This window comes from Priestia sp. YIM B13486 (genome assembly GCF_042787865.1).
Lineage (GTDB): Bacteria > Bacillota > Bacilli > Bacillales > Bacillaceae_H > Priestia > Priestia megaterium.
Genome location: NZ_JBHZOZ010000014.1, coordinates 12,876 through 35,559 on the forward strand (window position 1 = coordinate 12,876; position 22,684 = coordinate 35,559).

23 protein-coding genes and 1 pseudogene are annotated in these 22,684 nt (G+C 35.1%); 8 read left to right on the forward strand and 16 right to left on the reverse strand.

Annotated elements, in window-relative coordinates:
• The first annotated feature begins 278 nt into the window (after nucleotides 1–278).
• Together ACFX4G_RS24255 and recA are read left to right on the forward strand one after the other, a co-directional pair.
• Entirely contained in the window at nucleotides 279–473 is a 195-nt protein-coding gene (locus ACFX4G_RS24255) for a hypothetical protein (protein WP_141425872.1), read from the forward strand.
• Nucleotides 470–1,507, forward strand: coding sequence for a recombinase RecA (recA, locus tag ACFX4G_RS24260; protein WP_097823749.1), 1,038 nt, complete (start codon nucleotides 470–472; stop codon nucleotides 1,505–1,507). Before ACFX4G_RS24255 ends, recA begins: the two co-directional genes overlap by 4 nt.
• A gap of 302 nt (nucleotides 1,508–1,809) precedes the next feature.
• On the opposite strand, the gene ACFX4G_RS24265 is transcribed toward recA, so the two are convergent.
• On the reverse strand, nucleotides 1,810–3,132 hold the full coding sequence (locus ACFX4G_RS24265; protein ID WP_377577494.1) for a DUF1565 domain-containing protein: 1,323 nt from the start codon (nucleotides 3,130–3,132) through the stop codon (nucleotides 1,810–1,812).
• Between the two features lie 175 nt (nucleotides 3,133–3,307).
• On the opposite strand from ACFX4G_RS24265, the gene speG reads away from it, so the two are divergent.
• The gene (speG, locus tag ACFX4G_RS24270) at nucleotides 3,308–3,832 is read left to right on the forward strand and encodes a spermidine N1-acetyltransferase (protein WP_013056444.1); all 525 of its coding nucleotides are present in this window, start codon (nucleotides 3,308–3,310) and stop codon (nucleotides 3,830–3,832) included.
• Nucleotides 3,833–4,125: 293 nt separating this feature from the next.
• On the opposite strand, the gene ACFX4G_RS24275 is transcribed toward speG, so the two are convergent.
• The 3 genes from ACFX4G_RS24275 to ACFX4G_RS24285 all read right to left on the reverse strand — a co-directional run bounded on the left by ACFX4G_RS24275 (nucleotide 4,126) and on the right by ACFX4G_RS24285 (nucleotide 6,575).
• The gene (locus ACFX4G_RS24275; RefSeq protein WP_097823751.1) at nucleotides 4,126–4,719 is read right to left on the reverse strand and encodes a hypothetical protein; all 594 of its coding nucleotides are present in this window, start codon (nucleotides 4,717–4,719) and stop codon (nucleotides 4,126–4,128) included.
• Between the two features lie 378 nt (nucleotides 4,720–5,097).
• Complete coding sequence (locus ACFX4G_RS24280) at nucleotides 5,098–5,904, reverse strand: carbon-nitrogen family hydrolase (RefSeq protein WP_097823752.1); 807 nt, start codon at nucleotides 5,902–5,904, stop codon at nucleotides 5,098–5,100.
• An 11-nt stretch (nucleotides 5,905–5,915) separates the two neighbouring features.
• The gene (locus ACFX4G_RS24285) at nucleotides 5,916–6,575 is read right to left on the reverse strand and encodes an MBL fold metallo-hydrolase (protein WP_097823753.1); all 660 of its coding nucleotides are present in this window, start codon (nucleotides 6,573–6,575) and stop codon (nucleotides 5,916–5,918) included.
• Between the two features lie 102 nt (nucleotides 6,576–6,677).
• On the opposite strand from ACFX4G_RS24285, the gene ACFX4G_RS24290 reads away from it, so the two are divergent.
• On the forward strand, nucleotides 6,678–7,061 hold the full coding sequence (locus ACFX4G_RS24290) for a winged helix-turn-helix transcriptional regulator (protein WP_377577500.1): 384 nt from the start codon (nucleotides 6,678–6,680) through the stop codon (nucleotides 7,059–7,061).
• Nucleotides 7,062–7,267: 206 nt separating this feature from the next.
• Here the strand turns inward: ACFX4G_RS24290 and ACFX4G_RS24295 are convergent, their stop codons facing one another.
• From ACFX4G_RS24295 to ACFX4G_RS24310, 4 genes and pseudogenes are all read right to left on the reverse strand, one after another.
• Nucleotides 7,268–7,741 (reverse strand): hypothetical protein, encoded by a 474-nt coding sequence (locus ACFX4G_RS24295; protein WP_043981843.1) that lies wholly within the window; start codon nucleotides 7,739–7,741, stop codon nucleotides 7,268–7,270.
• 138 nt (nucleotides 7,742–7,879) lie between these two features.
• Nucleotides 7,880–8,002: pseudogene (locus tag ACFX4G_RS24300) on the reverse strand (TetR-like C-terminal domain-containing protein); the annotation flags it as partial.
• A 201-nt stretch (nucleotides 8,003–8,203) separates the two neighbouring features.
• Entirely contained in the window at nucleotides 8,204–8,599 is a 396-nt protein-coding gene (locus ACFX4G_RS24305) for a cupin domain-containing protein (RefSeq protein ID WP_230184394.1), read from the reverse strand.
• A 17-nt stretch (nucleotides 8,600–8,616) separates the two neighbouring features.
• Nucleotides 8,617–8,937, reverse strand: coding sequence for a carboxymuconolactone decarboxylase family protein (locus ACFX4G_RS24310; RefSeq protein WP_377571575.1), 321 nt, complete (start codon nucleotides 8,935–8,937; stop codon nucleotides 8,617–8,619).
• Between the two features lie 244 nt (nucleotides 8,938–9,181).
• Between ACFX4G_RS24310 and ACFX4G_RS24315 the strand changes: the two genes are divergently transcribed.
• Entirely contained in the window at nucleotides 9,182–9,586 is a 405-nt protein-coding gene (locus ACFX4G_RS24315; RefSeq protein WP_176521243.1) for a MerR family transcriptional regulator, read from the forward strand.
• Between the two features lie 173 nt (nucleotides 9,587–9,759).
• Here the strand turns inward: ACFX4G_RS24315 and ACFX4G_RS24320 are convergent, their stop codons facing one another.
• The 4 genes from ACFX4G_RS24320 to ACFX4G_RS24335 all read right to left on the reverse strand — a co-directional run bounded on the left by ACFX4G_RS24320 (nucleotide 9,760) and on the right by ACFX4G_RS24335 (nucleotide 13,481).
• A complete protein-coding gene (locus ACFX4G_RS24320) occupies nucleotides 9,760–10,521 on the reverse strand; it encodes a class I SAM-dependent methyltransferase (protein WP_377577504.1) in 762 nt (253 codons plus the stop codon).
• Nucleotides 10,522–10,747: 226 nt separating this feature from the next.
• Entirely contained in the window at nucleotides 10,748–11,566 is an 819-nt protein-coding gene (locus ACFX4G_RS24325; protein WP_043981838.1) for a mechanosensitive ion channel family protein, read from the reverse strand.
• A gap of 229 nt (nucleotides 11,567–11,795) precedes the next feature.
• Entirely contained in the window at nucleotides 11,796–12,824 is a 1,029-nt protein-coding gene (locus ACFX4G_RS24330; protein WP_377577508.1) for a serine hydrolase domain-containing protein, read from the reverse strand.
• Between the two features lie 87 nt (nucleotides 12,825–12,911).
• A complete protein-coding gene (locus ACFX4G_RS24335) occupies nucleotides 12,912–13,481 on the reverse strand; it encodes a MarR family winged helix-turn-helix transcriptional regulator (RefSeq protein WP_377577511.1) in 570 nt (189 codons plus the stop codon).
• 260 nt (nucleotides 13,482–13,741) lie between these two features.
• Here ACFX4G_RS24335 and lgt point away from each other — a divergent pair, with 260 nt between their 5' ends.
• The 3 genes from lgt to ACFX4G_RS24350 all read left to right on the forward strand — a co-directional run bounded on the left by lgt (nucleotide 13,742) and on the right by ACFX4G_RS24350 (nucleotide 17,321).
• Nucleotides 13,742–14,557, forward strand: a complete 816-nt coding sequence (gene lgt / locus ACFX4G_RS24340; RefSeq protein WP_377577514.1) for a prolipoprotein diacylglyceryl transferase — start codon at nucleotides 13,742–13,744, stop codon at nucleotides 14,555–14,557.
• Between the two features lie 281 nt (nucleotides 14,558–14,838).
• Nucleotides 14,839–15,885, forward strand: coding sequence for a YeiH family protein (locus tag ACFX4G_RS24345; RefSeq protein ID WP_323618807.1), 1,047 nt, complete (start codon nucleotides 14,839–14,841; stop codon nucleotides 15,883–15,885).
• A 476-nt stretch (nucleotides 15,886–16,361) separates the two neighbouring features.
• The gene (locus ACFX4G_RS24350; RefSeq protein WP_377577517.1) at nucleotides 16,362–17,321 is read left to right on the forward strand and encodes an aldolase catalytic domain-containing protein; all 960 of its coding nucleotides are present in this window, start codon (nucleotides 16,362–16,364) and stop codon (nucleotides 17,319–17,321) included.
• Between the two features lie 147 nt (nucleotides 17,322–17,468).
• On the opposite strand, the gene ACFX4G_RS24355 is transcribed toward ACFX4G_RS24350, so the two are convergent.
• From ACFX4G_RS24355 to ACFX4G_RS24370, 4 genes are all read right to left on the reverse strand, one after another.
• Nucleotides 17,469–17,804 (reverse strand): L,D-transpeptidase, encoded by a 336-nt coding sequence (locus ACFX4G_RS24355; protein ID WP_013082624.1) that lies wholly within the window; start codon nucleotides 17,802–17,804, stop codon nucleotides 17,469–17,471.
• Between the two features lie 119 nt (nucleotides 17,805–17,923).
• Nucleotides 17,924–19,186: a glycoside hydrolase family 18 protein gene (locus ACFX4G_RS24360; RefSeq protein ID WP_043981832.1), complete on the reverse strand. Its 1,263-nt coding sequence runs from the start codon at nucleotides 19,184–19,186 to the stop codon at nucleotides 17,924–17,926.
• Nucleotides 19,187–19,684: 498 nt separating this feature from the next.
• Nucleotides 19,685–21,013, reverse strand: coding sequence for an MFS transporter (locus tag ACFX4G_RS24365; RefSeq protein WP_377570254.1), 1,329 nt, complete (start codon nucleotides 21,011–21,013; stop codon nucleotides 19,685–19,687).
• Between the two features lie 112 nt (nucleotides 21,014–21,125).
• Complete coding sequence (locus ACFX4G_RS24370) at nucleotides 21,126–22,514, reverse strand: aminotransferase-like domain-containing protein (protein ID WP_377577520.1); 1,389 nt, start codon at nucleotides 22,512–22,514, stop codon at nucleotides 21,126–21,128.
• Between the last annotated feature and the right edge of the window lie 170 nt (nucleotides 22,515–22,684).

Consider the following 22,684-nt stretch of genomic DNA (forward strand, 5'->3'; position numbering starts at 1 on the left):
GTGTAGACTGCTTTATTTCTTCTTAAAATCTGTTTTATAGTAACTAGGAATATCAGGAATGCGTTATTAGTCTAACCAGATTTATAGATTCATATATATCCAAATTTAAAAATGTAGATGGTAATCGATTCTACTTATATAAAAAGCTACCTTTCCCCTAATTTCTATCATTTGATAAGTAAATGCTAAAGTATAAACTTACTTTTTATAAATATAAGATATTCTTTTAGCTAGTTTGCAGAAAAACTTTCGCCTTTACAATTAGATGCGTTTATTGTATGATTACACAACAGGAACATTTGTTCGACACTAAGGGTTTAGAGATGAATAAAGGAACGCCAGAGCAAACTAAGACAGTTAAACACAAAATTTTCTCGCACGGAGCAAAAACATTTGAGCCAACTCTTATTCTTTATCGAAATACCTGGGCGTTTATTGTAAACGTAATAACAATCGGAGGTTTCAAATTATGAATGATAAAAAAGCAGCACTAGATATGGCTCTAAAACAAATTGAAAAACAATTCGGTACAGGATCAATTATTAAAATGGGAGAAGGCACACATACAAAAGTTGAGGCATCTAGCTCAGGCTCATTAGCTTTAGATATAGCTCTTGGAATTAATGGTTATCCCAAAGGAAGAATTATGGAAGTTTACGGGCCCGAAAGTTCAGGTAAAACAACCGTTTCCTTACACGCAATTGCAGAAGTACAAAAAAATGGAGGTCGAGCTGCCTTTATTGATGCTGAACACGCACTGGATCCAGTTTATGCAAGAAAACTAGGTGTAGATATTGATGAGTTACTGTTATCTCAACCAGATACTGGTGAACAGGCACTTGAAATTGCTGAAGCATTAGTTAGAAGTGGTGCTGTAGATATTATTGTTGTTGACTCAGTAGCAGCATTAGTTCCACAAAAAGAAATTGAAGGAGAAATGGGAGATTCTCACGTCGGTTTACAAGCTCGTTTGATGTCTCAAGCTCTTCGTAAACTATCTGGAGCAATCAATAAGTCTAAAACCATTGCCATCTTCATCAACCAAATCAGGGAGAAAGTAGGCGTTATGTTTGGAAATCCAGAAACAACGCCAGGTGGAAGAGCACTAAAATTCTATTCTTCCCTTCGTCTTGAGGTTCGCCGTGCTGAACAACTTAAACTAGGAAATGACATAGTTGGTAACAAAACAAGAATTAAAGTAGTCAAAAATAAAATGGCACCTCCTTTCCGCATTGCTGAAGTAGATATTATGTATGGAGAAGGTATCTCGAGAGAAGGAGAAATCTTAGATATCGGTTCTGAAGTAGATATTGTTCAAAAGTCTGGATCTTGGTTTTCATATAATGAGGAGCGTTTAGGACAGGGACGAGAAAACGCTAAGATTTTCTTAAAAGAAAACCCTGAAATTAGAGAAGAAATTAGAAAAAGAATTATTGATTTCAAATATAGCGATAATATTAACAACGATAATGTTATAGATAACGATAGCGAAAACGAAAACAAATAAAGGCATAAAACACCTTTCCCACGGCTTGAACTGCACCCCATTATTAGATAAAAAAACTCTAATAATGGGGGTGTTTTTATGTCAAGGCTATTGATTTGCACCTAAATAAACACTACTCATATAGAGAAACAGCATGAATCTTCTTGCAATCCATTTGTATATTTACAATGAACGCACCTTTCTCTTTGTTTCAATGAAATAAAAAGTATAACCAGCAGATAGTGAAGTGAATAATTTTTTGGCCTTAAATAGAATCCCAGCGAGCAACTAAATAAAGAATATCTTCTAAAAAGAAATTTTCATTAAAAAAGCCTAGGTGATACGATAGTAGAACTTTCTATTTCTTTCCCCTTCCATATCCATCGATCCGCTTTATCTCTACTTTTATTTAGGTACACATTATGATTAAGTTGATTATATTTATTTGAGTAATGAAGATTGGCCAGAAGCAAATTAGATTTTACTGAAACCATAACATTATTTTTAATAGCGCTATGAGTTGCATGATATTGCATCAGTAATTGGCCACCATCCATGTTCATCGTATCATTTCCATATAAAATATTATGTTCAATAAGAGTATTTATCGTCCCTCCACGTTTTTTATCATAGCCTCCAATTGAAATTCCTGTAAAACGATTCTTATAAATCATATTCCGTATAACTTGAACATTGCTAGTTTGTTTACCATAGTGTTCACTTGCGATTTCTATTCCTAGATCGTTATGACTTGAAACGTTATGCTCAATAATAACATCTTTTCCTCCGTCTACGTAGATTCCCCCAGCGGAGTATTCATGTTTGTAAGCAGGATTTGAATAACTGCTGACGTTGTAAATATGGTTTTCACTAATGAGTCCTTCACGAGCTCGGTCATATTTCTCAATAGGAGCTACTTTTTCAAAGCCAATTACGTCAATCCCAATATTATCAACGTTTCGAATTGTATTGGCATTGACGATAAAATCTTTAACATTTCCATTTAGAGTTAGTGCTTCACTAAAACCTAAGGTCAGGTTTTCAAGTAGGTTTCGCGATATTTCAATGTTTTCTAACGAACGCGGCGCTTTGGATCCATAAAAAGCTATTCCATGAGCGTTTCCATTTTTATGTGCAGTCTTAATATCGAAAATATGATTATTAATAATTCGAAGGTTCTTTCCACTTCCTTCTACTAAAATACCACATGGTGTATTTTGTTCCTTAGAAGTAGACGAATGACCTATATTCAAACCTTGAATTGTTATGTAGCTCTTATTTTTTATGCTAACTAGCCCTCCATCTGTAGAACGGCTTTTTATTTTTTCTCCACTAATAAGAGGCTTTTCACTTTTATAGTTCCTGAAGATAATAGGCTTTTGTTTAGTACCTGAACGGCTAATAATTAATTGTTCATAGTAGATACCGCCTCTGATGTAAACGGTAGTTCCGGGCTGAGCTACTTCACTTGCCTTTCTTAATGTTCTAAAAGGTTTGCTTTTAGTACCCAGGTTTTTGTCATCCCCTGTAGGAGAAACATAAATTTCATGATGTATTATAGGAGCTGCTGAAGGTTGATTAGCTGCCTCAACCCTTTGGTTTATACAGCATAGTAAAATAAGAAGAATACCAACTGCTTTTTTCATAAGATCCTCCTTAAAGTTAATGAATTTTACTTGCGAGATTTTTAAATTATACTATGGTTCTTTTCATAAGGATGTAAATAATTGCACTATGTCTTATTATTTTTTAAAACTACAGCAATTTTTACATTTAAAACGGAAAGTGCTAAAGTAATGCTAGAATGTGGAGGTTTGAGAAATGAATAAGGAACTTAAGTTACGTCCTTTGGAAAGAGAAGATTTAAAATTTGTCCATGAACTCAATAATGATGCAAACATTATGTCTTATTGGTTTGAAGAGCCTTATGAAGCTTTTGTAGAGCTACAGGACTTATATGATAAACATATTCACGATCAAGGTGAGCGTCGTTTCATCCTTGAAAAGGACGGGGATATGCTGGGATTAGTGGAATTAGTCGAAATTGATTATATTCATCGTAGAGCAGAGTTTCAAATTATCATCGACCCTACGTATCAAGGTCATGGCTACGCCATGGTTGCCACAAACCTAGCAATGAATTATGCCTTTTCGGTATTGAATATGCATAAACTTTACTTAATTGTAGACAAGGAAAATGAAAAAGCAATTCATATCTATAAGAAGGTTGGTTTTTCTATTGAAGGTGAGTTAAAAGATGAATTTTTTGTTGATGGAAGCTATCATAATGCTATAAGAATGTGTATGTTTCAAAAAGAATATTTACAAACCAAAAATAAAAACTAAGGTTGAACTAGTATAAGAGTCCTGGTCACCAAAAAAAGAAGAAAGAATGAAATTGGGCTTCTATTATAGGAGTAAAAAATCCTGAAGGAGAAATGTGCAAACCATTTAAATATGATAACATTGTAAATTATAGAAACCATAAGGATGGTATTATGAGTACATTTAATCCAACAGTATTGCTATTATTCTTAATAATTATTGGTTTAATAGGATTCCTAGCTTTTAAAGTTGTTAAAAGGTTAAAAAAGAAATAAGTAACAAAAAGAACCTGCTATCAAAACAGCAGGTTCTTTTTAATAAGAAGATACATAATACCAGTTTTTATGTACTTTTTTTATTTGTTTAAAATCCCCGTTAAAATCGCTTTTTGAAGGTTTGTTATCGTATGGGTTATATACAAACCCCGAAAAATTGTCTAGCATCCCACGGTATGTAAAGAAAAGAATTGATTTAGCCTTTCCTTTTGTTTCTACTACGATGTCGCCCCCACCTTTAGACAATTGAGTATACTTTTTAGGTAATTGAATAAGTGATGGACTATCAGATACATTAGGTTTAATAACACCATTTTCTATTTGAGTTGCAACCTCTTCTCTCTTATCTTGATGGATTTTAAAGTTGAGATCTAAGTTGACTTGATTGAATGGAAAGAAAAACCATAATGAGATAGTAATGAGCTGAATAACAAACGGCTGCCACTTTCTCTTTTTAAAAAGATGAATTAATGTCCATATAGTCATTATGATAAAGAAAGCATATACAAATAACCAAATAGGTAACATTAAAAATTCTGTTATCATATCAACCAGATCCCACTGGAACAAGGACACTAAAATAACGAACAAACTACTAATTAGCGATAAAAGCAACAATCGACTACGTTTCACACATTTTCCTCTTCCTAAAATAATTCTTTTTTACCTTAAGTATAATTATATATTAAAATCCTTATAAAAGCGTATGTATAATTCATACATAATTTGTTAACACAATCACTCTTCCAGAAAACATTATAAAAAAGGACCCTTGACGAAGGATAGTTCTTCCAAGGATCCTTTTTCCGGAGTATGCAGCTTTTTATACATTGTTGGCTGATCAACGTTTTCTCAGTAGGTGGATGAGAAACTAATGTATAAGAAGTGCACCTTTTATACATATGTTAATTTTAAAAAATATAGTATTTTCAGGTGAAACTGCCTCTTTTTTTTAGTAAACCTTCATAAGATATTCTGATAACATCCAAATTTAAGATGATATACAAATTTCTATTCTGCATGCTTATAAACATCCGGTCTCAGGCTTTCAAATATTGGAATGTATGTTTGTTGTTCTGTAACTTTCTGTATATCAATTTCCGCTGTTATAATCTCTTCTTGATCTCCCCCCTCTTCTACGATGTTTCCATTGGGATCAATGACCATTGAATGCCCCGCGTATGTGTTGCCGACATGATTTTCATTACTCACTTTTCCCACGCTGTTACATGCAATGACATAAACACAATTTTCTATAGCTCTTGCCCTCAATAGTGTTCTCCAATGGTCTATGTTTCTGGTAGTCCATTGTGCAACGTAGAATATGACTTTTGCACCTTGAGACGTTGGGTAGCGTGTGATTTCTGGAAAACGTAAATCATAGCATATAATTTGACTGGCTTTGATATTGTTAATCTCAAAGACATCTGGGACTTCATCTCCCCCTGTTAAATAATGATGTTCATCCAACATCGGCACGAGATGTATCTTATCTTTTTGATAGAGGAGCTTACCCGTTTTTGATACAGCAAAGGCTGTATTATAAATATTTTCATTTCTTTTATTTGAAACTGAACCTGCAATGATATTCACTTGATGGTTGATTGCTAAACGTTGAATAAAGGGAAAAGCTCTCTTTAAATCAATATCTGCTTTTTCTGCTACATTTTTTAAATCATAACCTGTATTCCACATTTCAGGTATCACAACAATCTCAGTATCTATATGCAGCTTTTCTTCAAATAAGGACTCAATGCGGTTTTCGTTTTGCTTAACTTCACCTTCTATAATCTCTGTTTGAAATAATTGTATTTTCATTTTTCTCCCTCTTATTCATATATAAATTTATAAATAGGATATAAATCACAGTTGTATTTGACATCTTCGCCATGTGATGAAGAAATAATAGAAGGTTTAATTTCATCTATAATTCGTCCGCTATTAATATTTTCACCCATATCAACTGTAAACTTTCGAATCGGCGGATGTAAGGATTCAGCATTAGAAAAGAATAAGTCTCCAGTTAGCAGCACATTGTCATCTTTATGGTGGTATATCACATGTCCTGGTGTATGACCGGGTGTTAAATACACATCTAAAGGTAACTTTTTAATGATGTTGTTACTTAGACTTTCAACTTGATGTTCCACCCCTGTTGTTTCCTTTTCTGCCTTATTTGGATATGGTTTTTCGCCATTGATAAAAGGCGCTTCAACTTCGTGGGCGTAAATAGGAATATTTAAATTATCTCTTAAATACTTGGCGCCATTAATGTGATCTAAATGGCCATGTGTGAGTAAAATACTTTTGGGGATACCTAAAGATTTTGCTATATTTAACTGAGTATGTGCATAGTCTTTCATTCCTGTATCAATGATATGAACACTCTCACCATCTAGCACGTACCATGTATTAATTTTGACAGGAATTCCTACAACAGTTTTGTAAGTAAGTTTGTAAATATGTCTAGAAATTTGGACAAATTCCAATTGATGCACCTTCTTTTGTTTTATTTGATAATATAAGTTTAGTAAGAAAAAATAGACGTAACAAGAAGGCACAATTTTGTTACTAGCCATTGAGGTGAAAAAATGTCAGACTTTAAAAGTGATCAATACGGTCCTTGTACGTTAACTGTAAAGCGCGCTTGTCCAATTGAGTTAACGATGCATATGATGGGTGGTAAATGGAAAGGTATTATTTTATCTTTGTTATCAAAATCACCCATGTATTATAATGCAATGCGCCGTGAAATACCGGGTATTACCCAGCGTATCCTTACACTGCAGCTTAGGGATATGGAAAAAAACGGATTGATTGAAAGAGAAGAAACAAACGATAACCCTAAAAGGGTTTTATATTATTTAACAGATCTTGGAGAAAGTTTTGTTCCAATACTAAAATCTTTAGAGAAGTGGGGCAATGTTTATATAAGTCAGCAGGAAGAGGAATTAAGAAAAATTGTAACGTTTTAAATAAACTCCTTAAATATATTTTACTTCTTTTTAATGACGCCTTGTTTTTTTATAATGTAAGTACTTAATTAAGTAGTATCCGCGAAACTATATTAACTTGAAAATGCAAACTTATTCAATGAGAAAAGCCTTTACCATGGCGGTAAAGGCTTTACCTATGCTCTTCCCTAATGGGAATCTCTTGTTATCTTTATCTCTATTTTTCATTAAGGTCTATGAAAATTGACTGTTTTCTCGTCATCTCCTGTTCGTTCAAACCATCCTCTAAAAGCCCAGTTATCATAACCTCCATCGCCTTCATTAATAAATGTTCCTTCTTCAAATACCCAGACACCATAGGTAATACCATCATAATCTACGGTGTCAAAATATTGAACACCTTGTAATTGATCTGAATTATACCCTTGGCTCAAATTCATAACCATTACATTGTATCGTTGACCTGATTCAAAGAATGCTTTTTCCATTGCTCCCTTGACGAAACCACTTCGATTGTCGGCTGTTTTAGCCGCATCTGCAATCGCTTGTCCTATGGCTACGGGATCAACTGTTACGTCTCCTCCAACTTCTGCAGCCTCTGCAGAGCCTGCAGAACCTCCTAAATTCGGTAGAGCTAATGGCGTCGCTAACACAGCTAAACCTACGGCAGAAGCTACAACAGCTTGTTTCGCTTTTCTCATTTGATCTCCTCCTATTTTTAGGTGATTCTTAGAACATTTACCCTTTATTACCAAATTAAAACAAAAAAGATATTATAATTAAGAATGGGAGATGGATAATTTTATTCTTCTAAAGCTTTTGTCCAACCAAACCTAAGTTTATAAGTTTCTTTCTAAAAGCTCTCTTGCTTTTTCTACCATTTCTCTCGGTGAATATGGCTTTTCATTTTTGAGCCACCACTCAACTACGCTGACGTACGCATTAGCAACAAATTCAGCAAGTAATAATTCATTTAGTTTTACATACAGCTTTTCTCTTTATAAATCTTTTTTGATCTTTACTCACGGGTGTTACCAATCGATTTGTTTCTTATCTCTGAAAAGCTTTTCATTGGGTTCTTCAGAGCCAATTGCTGCTAGCCATAAAATGAAAAGCGAGTAATCATGTGACCACTTTCTTAAAACGGCATATATACGTTATGCTTATAACTTATTAAACCATTCATCATCAACAGGTTCTAGCCATTCTGTTTCTCCTGGTGTCATTGCTAAGTGCACAAACCAGCTATCCTTTGTGGCGCCATGCCAATGTTTCACATTTGGTGGGATGTTCACGACATCACCTTTTTTTATTAACAGTGCTGCTTTACCTTCTTCTTGATACCAGCCTTCTCCACCTGTTACTAATAATACTTGTCCAACTTTATGAGAATGCCAGTTATTACGAGATCCTGGAGCAAAAGTTACATTTCCAATAGATGTGTTAAGCGGCTTTTCGTCTGTAAATACCATTTTTAAATAGGCGTCTCCACTAAAGTTGGCTTCCACTTTTTGTCCTAGTGGAAAGATTGTGCTATTACTTAATTCTTCATGCTTCATATTTCTTCTCTCTCCTTTTAAGCGTTATAAATTTTTTTAGCAATATTAAAAGCAGACCATGCTTTGGGCCACCCTGTATAAAACGAAAGATGAGTAATCACTTCTACAATTTCGTCTTTGGTTACTCCGTTTTTCTTTGCTTTTTGAAGATGCGGCGTTAATTGCTCAAAGTTTCCACCCGCAATTAAGGCAGAAACTGTAATCATACTTCGATCACGCGGAGATAACTCTTTCTCTCGCGCCCATACTTCGCCAAACAAAACATCATCATTAAGCTCAGCAAACTTTGGAGCAAATTCCCCTAACAGCTCTCGTCCTGCGGTTTGTTTTTCCGGCATCTCTCTCTCATCCTTTCTTTCTATTTTGATCGTTACAACAGGTGTAGTATAAGACTTAAACTTAGGTTTAAGTCAACAAGAGAATGTCGATGTTTTAAGAAGAAATTCATTATTGACTTAAAGTCGACTTTAAATGATAAGTTCAATAGATATAAGGAGACAATACTAAAGAAAAAACAATTATATATAACTGACTTTAAGCATTCAGTATTAGTTCAAATAAATGATAGAAAAGGTGAATACGATGGCTTATTCAATTGGAGAATTTGCAAAAATCCTTGGCGTAACAGCAAGTTCACTCAGATATTATGAAAGACAAGGTTTGCTTACACCTAATCGGGATGAGAATAATTTACGAAGATATACGGATGATGATATTGAATGGGCGAAGTTTCTCCTCCATTTAAAAGGTTCAGGTATGTTAATAACAGAGTTAAAACAATACACTAAATGGCGTGCAATAGGTGATAAAACAATCCAAGAGAGATTACATCTACTTGAAAACCGCAAACACCTTGTACAACAGGAAATACAGACTTTACAACAGAGTCTAGACATTTTAAATCGTAAAATTGAATTTTATAACGATCGGTTAAGAGGCGAATTATATGATTTTGTTCTTTATCCAAATGAAGAATCAAACTCATAACATAAGACAATAGAAAACTTTTTCTATTGTCTTATGTTTAGGTGGAAATCTCTTTTCTAAAATGTATTTTTTAAATCTATTCGGCTAGTATAGTAATGAACAAAATTGCTTGTCCCCTTTTGATCGTCTGTTAGAAAAAGTTGAGGTAACTCATTCAACATGATAACCAACTATTATTTAATGGATTTAGTTGCCAGATAACAAGGCATATATTCAGTGATTCTCCCTTTGTGGTGATGATCTTCATAAAGAGCTTGTAGAGTGAATCCAGCTTTTAGCTGTCCCCCAATTTGAGTTTCTAAAGAATGACTAAACTGTACACCGCCATTCTTTATAAGTTCTTCATCATTTTCTATCGTACTTTTAGTTCCGTCATAAGGTAATTTATGAACTACTTGTAATTCTTTCTCATCTTCTCCAAATAAATAGAGAGCAGGGTTTGCAAAGCCAGATAGCAGAACGCCACCTTTTTTAAGAACTCTAAAACATTCTTGCCAAACGTGTTCAACATCTTGAATATAGCAGTTTGATACGGGATTAAAAATCATATCGAACGTCTCATCTTCAAAGGGAAATGTCTTACTCATATCGCCTTTAACTAAATCAATAGAATAGCCTTCTCTAGCGGACACCATTTTTTCTAATTCTAATTGTTTATCAGAGTAGTCAAACACTGTAACTTCTGCATGCTGCGCTGCAAAGACTGGGCATTGCTGTCCTCCTCCACTAGCAAGTCCCAATATTTTTGCTTTTTTAAATGGAATAAACCAGTTATGTGGAACAGGCTTACAAGGTGTTAAGTAAATATCAAAAATACCTTGAGTTGCATCTGCAAAATCTTGATGATTAATAGCTAATGACCATTCTCCTCCAGCTGAAGCCCACTCATCCCACATTTTGGAGTTGATTTTTGTATAATTAGCTTTTTGTGACATAGTTACTCCCCCTTTACCTCTTTTAGTATTTTGTTTAATTTTACCATATCGCTAGAAGAATAATTTAGATGTACTAATTAATTTTTTCTGTTTCAGATAATTAATCTGTACTGGAGAAGTACTTAATAGATATTTTTAAAAATAAAAACACCCTTTTAAAAAATTAAAAGGGTGTTTTTATCTTAAGTATAAAAGCTTGTATATAAATAAGATACGAGTTTTATTTTTAATGGCTTGTCTCGAAGCTTTCAGCCATCATTAGATCATTTTTGTAGGCAGCCATTGCGAGTTCATATCTCACCTTTTGACCCGCTTCTACAAAATCAGCTTCCTTCACAAGGCCTGATACTGAATATTGGTGACCTTTAAAATCTACGTTCAGTTCAGTAATTTGATTGAATTGAAAGCTCTCTATAGGAATTCCATTCACATCTTTCAACAAATACTGGCCATATTTCTCGTTACATGTTTGTGCTACTTGCTCCATTACTTTGAAGGCATCTTCCGGATTTTGTCTATAGTTGAGAATAAGACTTTCATTTACCCGGCGTCTTCCTCGGGTTCCATTCTGAAGTTCCGTAATGTTGCTATATGAGACGGTATAGAGGTAGCCGTCATACTGACGAATCTTTAAGTAGCGCATGGTGATTTCTTCTATTTTTCCTTGGCGGTTTCCGTTGAGAATAACATAATCTCCGTGATGGATCTGACGTTCAAACAGGTAAGTCAGTCCCATTATATAATCACGGATAATATGCTGGAGGATTATTGCCAGGGCACTGGCCAACACTACTGAACTAGTGAGTATCTTTCCAAAGTCAAAGAAATGGCTAAGCACATAAATAAAGAAAAAAGCCAGGCCTACTACTCTTGTCACCTGATTAGAAAAATGCATTAAGGTTTCTTCTCGTTTTTCATCTAAAAAGCTCGTTTTATCAAAGAAAAGCTTAATGAATTTGCGAATAAAATAAACGATAAGTATAATCAGCAGCGCTACCGTTAAAACCTTTACGGGAAACTGCTGGAAGAATTCAGTGAAAACCAACTTACCCACTCCTTATTTCTAACACTATACCAAAAGAATGTACGTAAAGACAAAAATCTTCTGTTCTTCATAAACCTTAATGATAATAGCACGGTTTCATCAAAAAAAGAAGCGGTATCTATGCTTCTTGAAGGTCGGTATATTGATGATAATCTCTCAATTAATTGAAATTAAAGGAGTAAGGTGAACTGTAATAGACTAATTTTCTTCGTTTTTTTGTAGACTATTCTTATATATCTTTTGACTTTTGCAGACTTTCTAATAAAGACATTCCTATATGTTCATTATTATTTTTACCTAGTCTATAATTAGCTAAAACGACGGACGCAACTTTATTTTCCTTATCAATCCCTAAAAATGAGCTGAAGCATCCTGTTCCACCGCCGTGCAACACTACATTATTATTTTTCTTTAAAAGCAACCATCCAAGACCCATATCAAATTTCTTTGTTCCATTACCGTGTTTTTTATGACAAAAAGAAAGATATGGTTTATCTTCGTACATATTTATTTTTGCGTATTTAAGTAAATCTTCAGCGGTTAAGGATACTGCCCCGGCAGGTGATATAAAGTTTTCTTTGTCCCACTGCCAGTTGCCGCAACCATTATTTTTGCGGTCATAGCCCTGTAAATTATTGTGTGAAGTGCCTAAACAAGTATCCTTTAGTCCAAGCTCATTATGAAGAAAGTCATTCATAGTGTCCCAATATCCTTTGCCTGAGACAGTTCCTAACACATACCCAATAAGTGAAATACCGAAATTAGAATATTTCCATGAATAATCTACTTCTTTCAATTTAGTTCTTTCAATTAGCATTTTCATTTTGTTAAAATCCATATGCAACGGATTATTTTTGTTCAAATCACTTCCGCCAAAAATCAAACCTAAAATTATTTTAAAATATTCTCGTTTATTTAAAGGTAAGCTTCCTGAATATCCAGAAGAGTGAGTAGCGAGGCGGAGCAATGTAGGATAATACGTATCTTCTTTAAGTTCTTTTATGTATTTTTGTATAGAGTCGTTTAACGACACCTTGTTTTCAAATATGTATTTTGATAACAGCGATACAGTGAAAGTTTTCGTAATAGAACCAATTTCATAATGATATCTTTTTGCCGAGTCAATTTCACCGCTTTCATTATAGACTTTTATAATAGACTGATTGTCCGTTAAGTAGCCAACGGTTAGTTTCAAGTGCTTTTTTCCTTTACAGGTTTTATTAATTAATCGTAATGTTTCATCGCTGATTTCAAACATAATGATTGCTCTCCCTTATCCTTTATTTTTAAAATTTTAAAAGGATTAATCGATATGCTTTAAGTTAGATTAGCCTATCGAGTTTTTTTATATATTCTTTCTTATATTATCAATTGCTTGAACTCTTCGACTTTCAAGCTCCCTTATTACTCTCAACTGTAATTCATTGTGATCATCATCCATTTTGATGTTGCCTTCTTCTTCAAATCCATCATGTTCTTCCCCATCGAAGCTATAGAGTTTCTTTAAAAGCTTCCATATTATTTCCAACTCTTCAGTTGAGAACTTTTTAAAAAGTTCTTCCAAAAAGAAAATTCCTTTTTCTGAGACAACAAGCAGTGCTTCTTTTCCCGCTTTCGTAATTTTTACGTTAACTGCACGCTTGTCTTTACTGCTAGGAACTACGTCAACATAACCCTTCTTTTCCATAATGGTAATCAACTGTTTGACGCTTTGTTTTGTAGTTCCTAATTTTCTAGCAATATTATTCAACGTTGTTTCATCTTCAGGTAAATGTGCAATTGCCACCATCGCCATATGCTGTCTTGATGTTAAAAGTTCAAGAGATTTATCACCTTTTACTTGAATTTTATTTGCCAGAGAAAATAAGGTAGCGTAAGTTTGCTGCATCAAGAAAAGCTCTTTATAAATATCCATATTCACCCTCCATTTTAGACAGTATATTGTCTAAAACAAGAATAGTATATCTTGGTAATTAAGTCAATATACTGTCTATTTTAATTTTGACAATTCTAAGGAGATTATTCTGTTACACTAAAATAGGCAAAGAAATCATGATCGTTCGTAAGCAAAAGTTGTCCTTTCTTTATCCAATTAGATATACTAAAAAGGCACTCCAATTTAATACTGCTCTTAAAAAATGTAAGAAAATCGATATGAAGTAAAGGAGAAAAAACATGAACCAACACACACAACCTTTAAGCCCTATCGCCTTCCATCTTGGTCCACTTGAAGTCCATTGGTATGGAATTATCATAGGAATAGGAGCTTTCTTAGGCTTCTTGTTAGCCTCGAAAGAAGGAAAGAAACGAGGGATCTCTTCAGAAACCATCTCTGATTTACTTCTGCTAGCACTACCCATTGCTATCATTACTGCTCGAATTTACTACGTACTTTTTGAATGGAGTTATTATAAAGACCACCCAGGCGAAATTATAGCAATTTGGCATGGAGGCATAGCTATTCACGGTGGAATTATTGGCTCTGTATTAACAGCTATATGGTTTTGCAGAACAAAGAATCTTTCTTTTTGGAAAATGGCTGATGTTTTAGCTCCTAGCTTATTATTAGGCCAAGCTATTGGCCGGTGGGGAAACTTCATGAATCAAGAAGCACACGGCGGACCTGTTACACGTCAGTTCTTAGAAGCTTTACATTTGCCTGATTTTATTATTAACCAAATGTATATAAATGGAACTTACTATCATCCTACGTTTCTCTATGAATCACTTTGGAACATAATAGGTGTGCTTGTCCTAATCGTACTAAGAAAATCCTTGTTAAAAAGAGGCGAAGTCTTTCTTACTTACCTGCTATGGTATTCGATAGGAAGATTTTTTATAGAAGGACTGCGTACAGATAGCTTAATGTTAACCTCTCATATCAGAATAGCTCAATTAGTTTCTTTCCTTTGTGTGCTAGGCAGCTTGATTCTGCTATGGTATAGACGCAAAAAAGGCTTGGCAACTAGTAAGGCTGTCTTTCTCTCATAAGAACCGATATTTTTATGCAGTTTTGTAAAATTAGTAGTTGATGGACTATGTTTCAGATATCAAAACGCGTAATGAGAAATAAAAAACCAATAAAAGCAGCAAGTTGATTTTCAGTGAATTTGAAGATCAACTTGCTGCTTTTACGCATTAGTTATTAATATTTTTAATCGAAACTATGATTTATATATATTTTACTAATAATAAACCGTCTTTTATAGTTAAGGTATACACTTCTTGTGTGAAGCTGCACTTGATAAGAATTCATATTGGAGATGAAATGTATGATAAATATAAATAAAGTTCAAAAACGGACTCTATTCCCACGAACAAATGCCCAGACGTCACCTAATGTTTTTTTATGGGCTGAAGGAATTGCTTTTACTTTTCTTTTTGCTTTACTTGCTTATGGCTTAGCGAAAGTCCCGGGGTTTAATCATATCGGTCCACTAGCCTGTTCAATTATAATGGCAGTCATTTATCGTCAAATTTTGGGGTACCCTGAAAAAATAAGATCTGGAATTGAATTTTCTTCTAAAAAGCTGTTACGCTATGCCATCATTTTATATGGCCTAAAGCTTAATATTGATGTTGTTATTCATCACGGATTAGGATTGTTGCTTCACGATGTGGGAACGGCTGTATTTGCGATTGTTTTGACGGTTTTTCTAGCCAAATGGATGAAAGCTGATAGCGGTTTATCCCTTCTTTTAGCGATAGGAACAGGAATATGCGGTGCTGCAGCTATTGCGGCTGTTTCTCCGATTGTAAAAGCAAAAGAAGAAGATACAGCTATCGGAGCTGGTGTTATTGCTTTAGTGGGAACCCTATTTGCGATTGGATATACCATTTTAAGACCTTATATACATTTAACAAATATTCAATATGGAATTTGGTCAGGCGTAGGTCTCCATGAAATTGCCCATGTAGCTCTAGCTGCAGCACCGTCTGGACGCGATGCTCTAGCTATTGGACTGTTGGCTAAGTTAGGCAGAGTGCTCTTACTTGTGCCATTAAGCTTTATCTTAATGTACTGGATGAAGCGAACAGGAAAAATTGAAAAGGATACTAAGATTGAATTCCCTTGGTTTTTAATAGGTTTTATAATCATGAGTATTTTTGGGAGTTATGTCGTTGGTAAGCACCTTATAATACCTAAAACGATCATGGATGATATTTCAACTCTAACTACCTTTCTTTTAACAATGGCTATGGTCGGGCTAGGGTTAAATGTAAGTTTGAAGGCTCTTCGAACAAAAGCATTAAAGCCGTTGATTGCGATGTTTATTACCTCTATACTCTTATCATTTCTTACGTTTTGGACGATGTAAAGACAATTAAATTAAAATGATTAAGTAACAGCTACTACTTCCTATACAACTGTTAATGCGAAAAAAGTTTCTTATTTCTCAGGTTTTAAATCTCCTCCCAAATTTATGGATTAATTATAGAGAAATCTAAACCTATAACCTAGATACTAATGGCAGTTCCCTCCCTAATAAACGTTGTCAATTAAAAAACAATCTTTATTGCAGTAAGTAGTGATGTAATAAAGGTTGTGTTTGTATATACTAGGGGTTGTAGTGCTGAACTTGGTGTTGTTTTAAGAGCATCAAGCGGATAAAAAGCCGAAGCATCTCCTCCCATGAAATGCAGTAAAGCAGTGAAACATTTAGAAAATACATTGACGCCCCTGAATCAGTCATGGTATAAACACAATAGGAGAGTTTAGCACTTAAAAGCATAAAAGCGATAAAGTTTAAAACAATATTTATATAAATAGAATACATAGGAGGAAACAACTACCATGGGACATAATAGCAAAATTATAGACTGTACCATTCGTGACGGAGGTTTAATTAATAATTGGGATTTTAGCGTTGGATTTGTGCAAGACTTATATAACGGCCTAAGCGCAGCCGGCGTTGAATACATGGAAATCGGTTATAAAAATTCACCTAAGCTTCTTCAAGCAACTGAGCCCAATCCATGGAGATTTCTTGACGATAACTTTCTCAAAGAAATTATCCCTGAGAAAAAGTTCACGAAGCTATCTGCCTTAGTAGATATTGGGCGTGTAGATCCAAATGACATTCTGCCACGTGAACAAAGTATGTTAGATATGATTCGAGTGGCATGCTATATTCGCGAAGTAGATAAAGGCTTAGAGCTTATAAAAATGTTTCATGATTTGGGCTATGAGACCTCACTTAACATTATGGCACTATCTAGCGTACCGGAAAATCAGCTTATTGAAGCATTTGAAATGGTAAAGAAAAGCCCTGTAGATGTTGTATATATCGTTGACTCCTTTGGAAGCCTAGACCCTGCGGATATTGAGCATCAAGTGAAAAAGTTTCAAGCCATGATTCCTAGCAAACAGCTTGGGATCCATACGCATAACAACATGCAGCTAGCTTTTGCTAATACATTAACTGCGATGCGTAATGGAGTTACATTCCTTGATTCATCTGTTTATGGTATGGGCCGTGCAGCTGGTAACTGTAACACAGAGTTGCTTGTTAGCTACATCCCAAAACCAAGCTATGAGATGAAGCCGATTCTTGGCGTAATTGAAAAACATATGCTTGAAATGCGTCAAAAGTGGGAATGGGGCTATATCATTCCTTACATGATTTCTGGTGTACTGAATGAACATCCACGTGTTGCTATGGCTTACCGTGATAGCGAGGATCGTGACAAATTCGTAGATTTTTATGACAAAGTGACGTCTCCAGAAGTTACTACGTCTCCATCATCAAAATAAGTTAAAATGCTAAAAGTACCTCTGTTAATCGGGGTACTTTTTTGTTTTTGTACAAAGAGCCCATGATTGTATAGCATCTACTTAAACTTTGATACCCTCGATCTCGACAATTAGCTAAATGTAAACAGTCGTGCTCTTCTTAAACTATTATTTATGTATGTAAACCGGCGTTCCAATGGGAACTACAGAGGAAAGTTCTAGAATATCTTCATTGTCCATTCTGACACATCCATGTGACATATCTCTGCCAATAGAAGCTGGATCATTAGTCCCGTGTATTCCATATGTAGGTTTTGATAGTCCCATCCATAAGGGACCAAATACAGCTGGAGGGGTAGTATCTTTATTAATGATTTTAAATTTTCCAGTTGGAGTTGGCGTAATCATTTTCCCTACAGCAATAGGATATGTCTTTACTAATTTAGCTCCATCATATAGTTTTAATTGATGCTGCTTTATTGAGACATCTATCCTTTTTGCCATGGCAGTACCTCCAACTTCTTATAAGTTACTATAAATAGAATTTTTTTATTGTTAACAACGTATATCGAATAACTGTTAACTGAAAAATATCTAAATTAATCCATAAAAACTAATGCTATTTATACCGTTCTAATAGTGAAAAATTTTTTTAAAAGCCAAGGCCCTGGCGTAAATCCAAGTGTTAATTGCCAAGCTCCTATTGCTTGCAAACCAAATTTACGAACTAACACCATTTTTTCACTCATGCTTCTTACATCTTCAAACCATACTTCATGCATCTGTCCCGCTTGATCTCTATACTGAAAAAATGGCGATTTGTACTCTTTTGAATATTGGATAGGCGACTGATATCTCATCGCTGTTTTAATCGCATCTTGATTGGATATAGCAGATGCTACTGTGCCGGGCTTGTAAGGAATTGACCAGTTATATCCATACAAAGGGACTCCAATGATAAGCTTTCTTCGCGGAACACTTTTTATCGCAAATTCTATTGTTTTTTTTACTTCAGTAATAGGTGCAACAGGCCCTGGTTCGCTGCCTGCATGATGCCAATCATATGCCATAATGAACATATAGTTAACAACGGCACCTATTCCACCGTAATCATATCCTTTTAACCAAGGAATATCTTCGCTTGTCTTCGCTGGAACCGCTATGGTCAGCACGTATCCGGCAGGTTTTAAACGTTCACCCAGCTGACGTAAAAATCCTGTAAAAAGATCTCTATCCTCGGCCTTTACACGTTCAAAATCAATATTCACCCCGCCGTAGCCTTTTCTAGATACTAAATAAAAAATATTATTAACAAGATTGTTTCTTGCCTGAGGATTATTTAAAACTTGATGGGCAAGATCCGAACTAAACCCTTCAGAAGTTAGATTAGTAATCGTAACTAACGGTGTAACTCGGTTTTTCCAAGTCGTTTCAATTGCTACTAAATCGTTTAAATCATTCATAATATCTCCATTGCTGCCAAAATGATATTCAAAGATAGAAATGGACGAGGAATAAGTTGCAAAATCAGTAATTAAATCGCGATCTAATTCTGGATTTCGAACGGCATAATACTCCAGTGTACCTGCAATATAGTCTGATATATTAGGGATTTTCATTTTCATTCCCACCTGCAAATAATTATAATGGACTGAAGGATTAGCTCTTTTTAATTGTTCTAAGGATACATAAGCTTTTTTAGCAATACTCCTCATCGTATCACCAGGTTGAACTGTGTATACATAAGAAGCTATAAGTAAGGCTTGACCTGGAACAACATTTGTTTCTTCTAAACCATTTACCCTCCTAAGCTGCGCAATGGGATAATCATATCTACTGCTTATTGAAGACAGGGTATCACCAGGTTGAACTATATGAACAAACATATTTTCTCCTCCTATGTACTCTTTATCGAATTATGTTTTATTTCGTGACAAGTTTAAAGAAGCCATTCAATAAATGTATATGAGTATTGTTTGTATATATAACTGAGTTAAGTGAGGGGAAACCTCTTTACACACTCCCTCCTCTATTGCGCCCCTCATACGGGTAGAAATGTTCCAAAGATTACATCAAAATCTATATATCATAAACGTATGCTTTTAGCGTGCTTGAAAAAGGGTGATTATTTGTCGGGTAGGATTACGTTAAGAAATAAAACTATTTTAAACAATATAAACAACGCGGCGATTAATATTAGTCTTAATGAATAATTAAAATCGAAAAACCTTCTCCTCTGTTAGGTAGAAGGTCATTCGTGTAATTGAAATGTCAATGTAGTCTCTGTAAAAAAGAATTCAATTCTTTAAACGGAAGTGGAAGAATACAAGTAAATTTGAGTGACATGATTTATTTCAGAGCCGGGCTTCCATACCGCAGATAAATTAAAGTCCTTGACCTACTTTAACTTTATTTTCACCTGTACTCCTATAAGCCCATATGATAACCGGAATTAATATCAAAGATAGAATTCCTCCACTTAATGATAAAACGGCATAACTTGATTGAGCCACAACCATTCCGGATAAAGCTCCTCCGGAAGCTCCTGCTAAAGCAATTAAAACGTCTATAGTACCTTGTGTTTTCGCACGTGTTAATGGTTCTGTAGCATCCACTATTTGAGCTGTCCCGCTAATTAAACCTAAGTTCCATCCTAATCCAAGTAACGATAGAGCAACCACTAGAAGAACCATTGAATCACTCGGTGCCATAGCTGCTACCAGCCCAGCTAAAAGAAGGATAATTCCTGAAGTAATTGTCATCGCCGTTCGTCCAATTTTATCAATTAAGACCCCTGTAAATAATGAAGGAAGATACATAGAACCAATATGAAAGCCAATTACAACTCCTACTTCAGTTAGCCCGTGGCCATGATGTTTCATGTGCACAGGTGTCATGGTCATGATAGCAACCATTACAATTTGAGTAAGGACCATAACTGTGGCGCCAACAGCCACTCCTTTTTTGTTCGTTGATCGCTCAGTATTTATTAAATTTCTTTGAGCATCACGTTCTTGTTCATTCGCTTCTATTGCTCTTGCAATCAGTAACGGATCCGGACGCAGCATAATATAAAATACAAGACCAGCTACTATATATGCAACTGCTGCTAAAATGAAAGGTCCCGCAAGTGCTGGGGCACCAATAGAAAGAGCAAAATCTCCCATTACATTAACTAAATTCGGACCTGCAACGGCTCCAAATGTAGTGAAAACCATGGCCATACTAACAGCGGTCCCCCGTTGTTTTGCTTTGGCTAAATCTGTTCCTGCATAACGCGCTTGTAGATTAGTAGCTGTTCCTGATCCATAAACGAGGAGCGAAAGAAAAAGAAGAAAAACACTATTAAGAATGGCAGAAAAAATAACACCAATTGCTCCAACTCCCCCTAGAATAAAACCCGTTGTAAGTCCTGCACGACGCCCTTTTTTTTGAGAAAGCTTTCCTACTAACCAAGCAGCTCCTGCAGATCCTAAAGTAAATAGAGCCGTCGGTACTCCTGCATAGGCATCTGTACCAAGCATTTGCTGTGCAATAAGTGCACCGACAGTAACTCCTGCTGCCAATCCTGCACCGCCAAAGATTTGAGAAACACTTACAACAAATAAGGTTCGTTTATATAAAGCTTTTTGTTTCTCTGGTGAATTAACATATTCTTGTAAACAAGTTGATTGGGTGTCTGAAGCTTTTACATGATCCTCGTTTACCATCATAACCTTCCTTTCAGAAAACTCATTTTATTTTTGAAAATATTCTCCCTAGATCTGGATTATCATAACACGCATAAAAAAACCATACAATATTATAATTGTATGGCAAACAATATTATAAATAGTCGTTAAGTAAACGTTTAAGGATAATCAATCCTTGCTCAAGCTCTCCAATCGTTTTCGGTGCACAGACAGCGATCCTTACAGCTCTGTCTGGACAACTGTTTCCCACTACAAAGCGTTCTGCTGCATACACTTGTACGCCCTGTTGCGCAGCTAATGTTTCAAATTCAGCACCTGTAATCTTTTCTGGTAATAGTAACCAACGAAATATACCAGTTTCCATACCTAAACACGTGTAATTTTCTAAATATTGATTTGCAATTCGATTTCTGAGAATAGCTTGTTGACGATGATTCTCTACTAAGGGTTCAAATTGATTTGACACAATAATACGTGCTGTTAGCTCTGCTAATAATGGTGAAACTGATATATTTAAATTATAAAGTGCTTTTGAAATAGGCTCTTTAAATCGACTAGGCGCTGCTACATATGCTAGTCGTAACCCTGGTGCTATTGATTTTGATAAACTCGCAATATAGATGACTTGTTCTGGTGCATATGATGCCACTGCTGGCATTGGTTGCTCATGATGGAGATGATACGTTGCATCTTCAATAATAAATTGGTTATATTTTTTTGCAATCACGGCAAGCCTTTCTCGGTTTTCAACGGACATACAGCAAGCAGTTGGATTATGGTAGTCTGGTATCAAGTAAATGCCTTTAATATTATCATTTTTACATGCATATTCAAAAGCAGTTGGACTCATTTCATAATTCTTTGATTTTATCGGTACTAATTGTACACTAAGCATAGCTGCAACCGTTTTTAAACCTGGATAAGTGTGATGATCAACCCCGATGCGATCTCCAGGCTGACAAAGACTCGCTAGTATTGCAGCAATTGCATTTTGTCCTCCATTTGCAAATAAAATGTGATCAACTGTTGTTTTGAATCCGCCTCTTCTCATCAGCTTTACAGCTGCATCTTTTTGCCAAAGACTTTCACCTGGCCTCCCATAACTAAACCACTTTTCGTAATCAGTCTCTTGTAGCATATCTTTTAGTTGAAGGAGAAGCGGCTCGTATGAATCATTGTCTGGCAGTGTCGCGCCCATTTCAATTAAGTGGCTAGGCTTTATATCTTCGAGTAAATACGCATTCGATAACGCATCATACGATACGAATGTACCGCTTCCAACAGTAGCACTTAATAAACCCTTTAGCTCGCACACTTTAAATGCTTTTGAAATCGTACTCAAATTTAAATCTAAATAATCGGCTAGCTCTCTCTGTGGAGGAAGTTTTGTTCCAGGTAATAAAACTCCCTTGATAATATCCTGTTCCAATTGTCCTGCAATGGCTTGGTAAATAGGCTTTCTTGTTTTATCAACAGATGGTTTCCAGCTCATCGGATAGTTTTCAAACGAATTAATCGGCATAGTATCCATCCTTTTTTCACACAATTATATACTTGTACTGTTTATATCACAATTATCATTATTAATAATTTCCAAGAATCTATGGTTTTTGAGACTTGATTATGATCAATTATTTTAACGATTAAATATAATTGATCATAATTTTCTACACCTTTTTCTCATGTTTCTAA

What these genes read in the sequence shown, in the direction of transcription:
- ACFX4G_RS24255 (WP_141425872.1), top strand. Translation starts at nt 279, where the DNA reads ATGATTACACAACAGGAACATTTGTTCGACACTAAGGGTTTAGAGATG.
- recA (WP_097823749.1), top strand. Translation starts at nt 470, where the DNA reads ATGAATGATAAAAAAGCAGCACTAGATATGGCTCTAAAACAAATTGAA.
- ACFX4G_RS24265 (WP_377577494.1), bottom strand. Translation starts at nt 3,132, where the DNA reads ATGAAAAAAGCAGTTGGTATTCTTCTTATTTTACTATGCTGTATAAAC.
- speG (WP_013056444.1), top strand. Translation starts at nt 3,308, where the DNA reads ATGAATAAGGAACTTAAGTTACGTCCTTTGGAAAGAGAAGATTTAAAA.
- ACFX4G_RS24280 (WP_097823752.1), bottom strand. Translation starts at nt 5,904, where the DNA reads ATGAAAATACAATTATTTCAAACAGAGATTATAGAAGGTGAAGTTAAG.
- ACFX4G_RS24290 (WP_377577500.1), top strand. Translation starts at nt 6,678, where the DNA reads ATGTCAGACTTTAAAAGTGATCAATACGGTCCTTGTACGTTAACTGTA.
- ACFX4G_RS24295 (WP_043981843.1), bottom strand. Translation starts at nt 7,741, where the DNA reads ATGAGAAAAGCGAAACAAGCTGTTGTAGCTTCTGCCGTAGGTTTAGCT.
- ACFX4G_RS24305 (WP_230184394.1), bottom strand. Translation starts at nt 8,599, where the DNA reads ATGAAGCATGAAGAATTAAGTAATAGCACAATCTTTCCACTAGGACAA.
- ACFX4G_RS24310 (WP_377571575.1), bottom strand. Translation starts at nt 8,937, where the DNA reads ATGCCGGAAAAACAAACCGCAGGACGAGAGCTGTTAGGGGAATTTGCT.
- ACFX4G_RS24315 (WP_176521243.1), top strand. Translation starts at nt 9,182, where the DNA reads ATGGCTTATTCAATTGGAGAATTTGCAAAAATCCTTGGCGTAACAGCA.
- ACFX4G_RS24320 (WP_377577504.1), bottom strand. Translation starts at nt 10,521, where the DNA reads ATGTCACAAAAAGCTAATTATACAAAAATCAACTCCAAAATGTGGGAT.
- ACFX4G_RS24330 (WP_377577508.1), bottom strand. Translation starts at nt 12,824, where the DNA reads ATGTTTGAAATCAGCGATGAAACATTACGATTAATTAATAAAACCTGT.
- ACFX4G_RS24335 (WP_377577511.1), bottom strand. Translation starts at nt 13,481, where the DNA reads ATGGATATTTATAAAGAGCTTTTCTTGATGCAGCAAACTTACGCTACC.
- lgt (WP_377577514.1), top strand. Translation starts at nt 13,742, where the DNA reads ATGAACCAACACACACAACCTTTAAGCCCTATCGCCTTCCATCTTGGT.
- ACFX4G_RS24345 (WP_323618807.1), top strand. Translation starts at nt 14,839, where the DNA reads ATGATAAATATAAATAAAGTTCAAAAACGGACTCTATTCCCACGAACA.
- ACFX4G_RS24350 (WP_377577517.1), top strand. Translation starts at nt 16,362, where the DNA reads ATGGGACATAATAGCAAAATTATAGACTGTACCATTCGTGACGGAGGT.
- ACFX4G_RS24355 (WP_013082624.1), bottom strand. Translation starts at nt 17,804, where the DNA reads ATGGCAAAAAGGATAGATGTCTCAATAAAGCAGCATCAATTAAAACTA.
- ACFX4G_RS24360 (WP_043981832.1), bottom strand. Translation starts at nt 19,186, where the DNA reads ATGTTTGTTCATATAGTTCAACCTGGTGATACCCTGTCTTCAATAAGC.
- ACFX4G_RS24365 (WP_377570254.1), bottom strand. Translation starts at nt 21,013, where the DNA reads ATGATGGTAAACGAGGATCATGTAAAAGCTTCAGACACCCAATCAACT.
- ACFX4G_RS24370 (WP_377577520.1), bottom strand. Translation starts at nt 22,514, where the DNA reads ATGCCGATTAATTCGTTTGAAAACTATCCGATGAGCTGGAAACCATCT.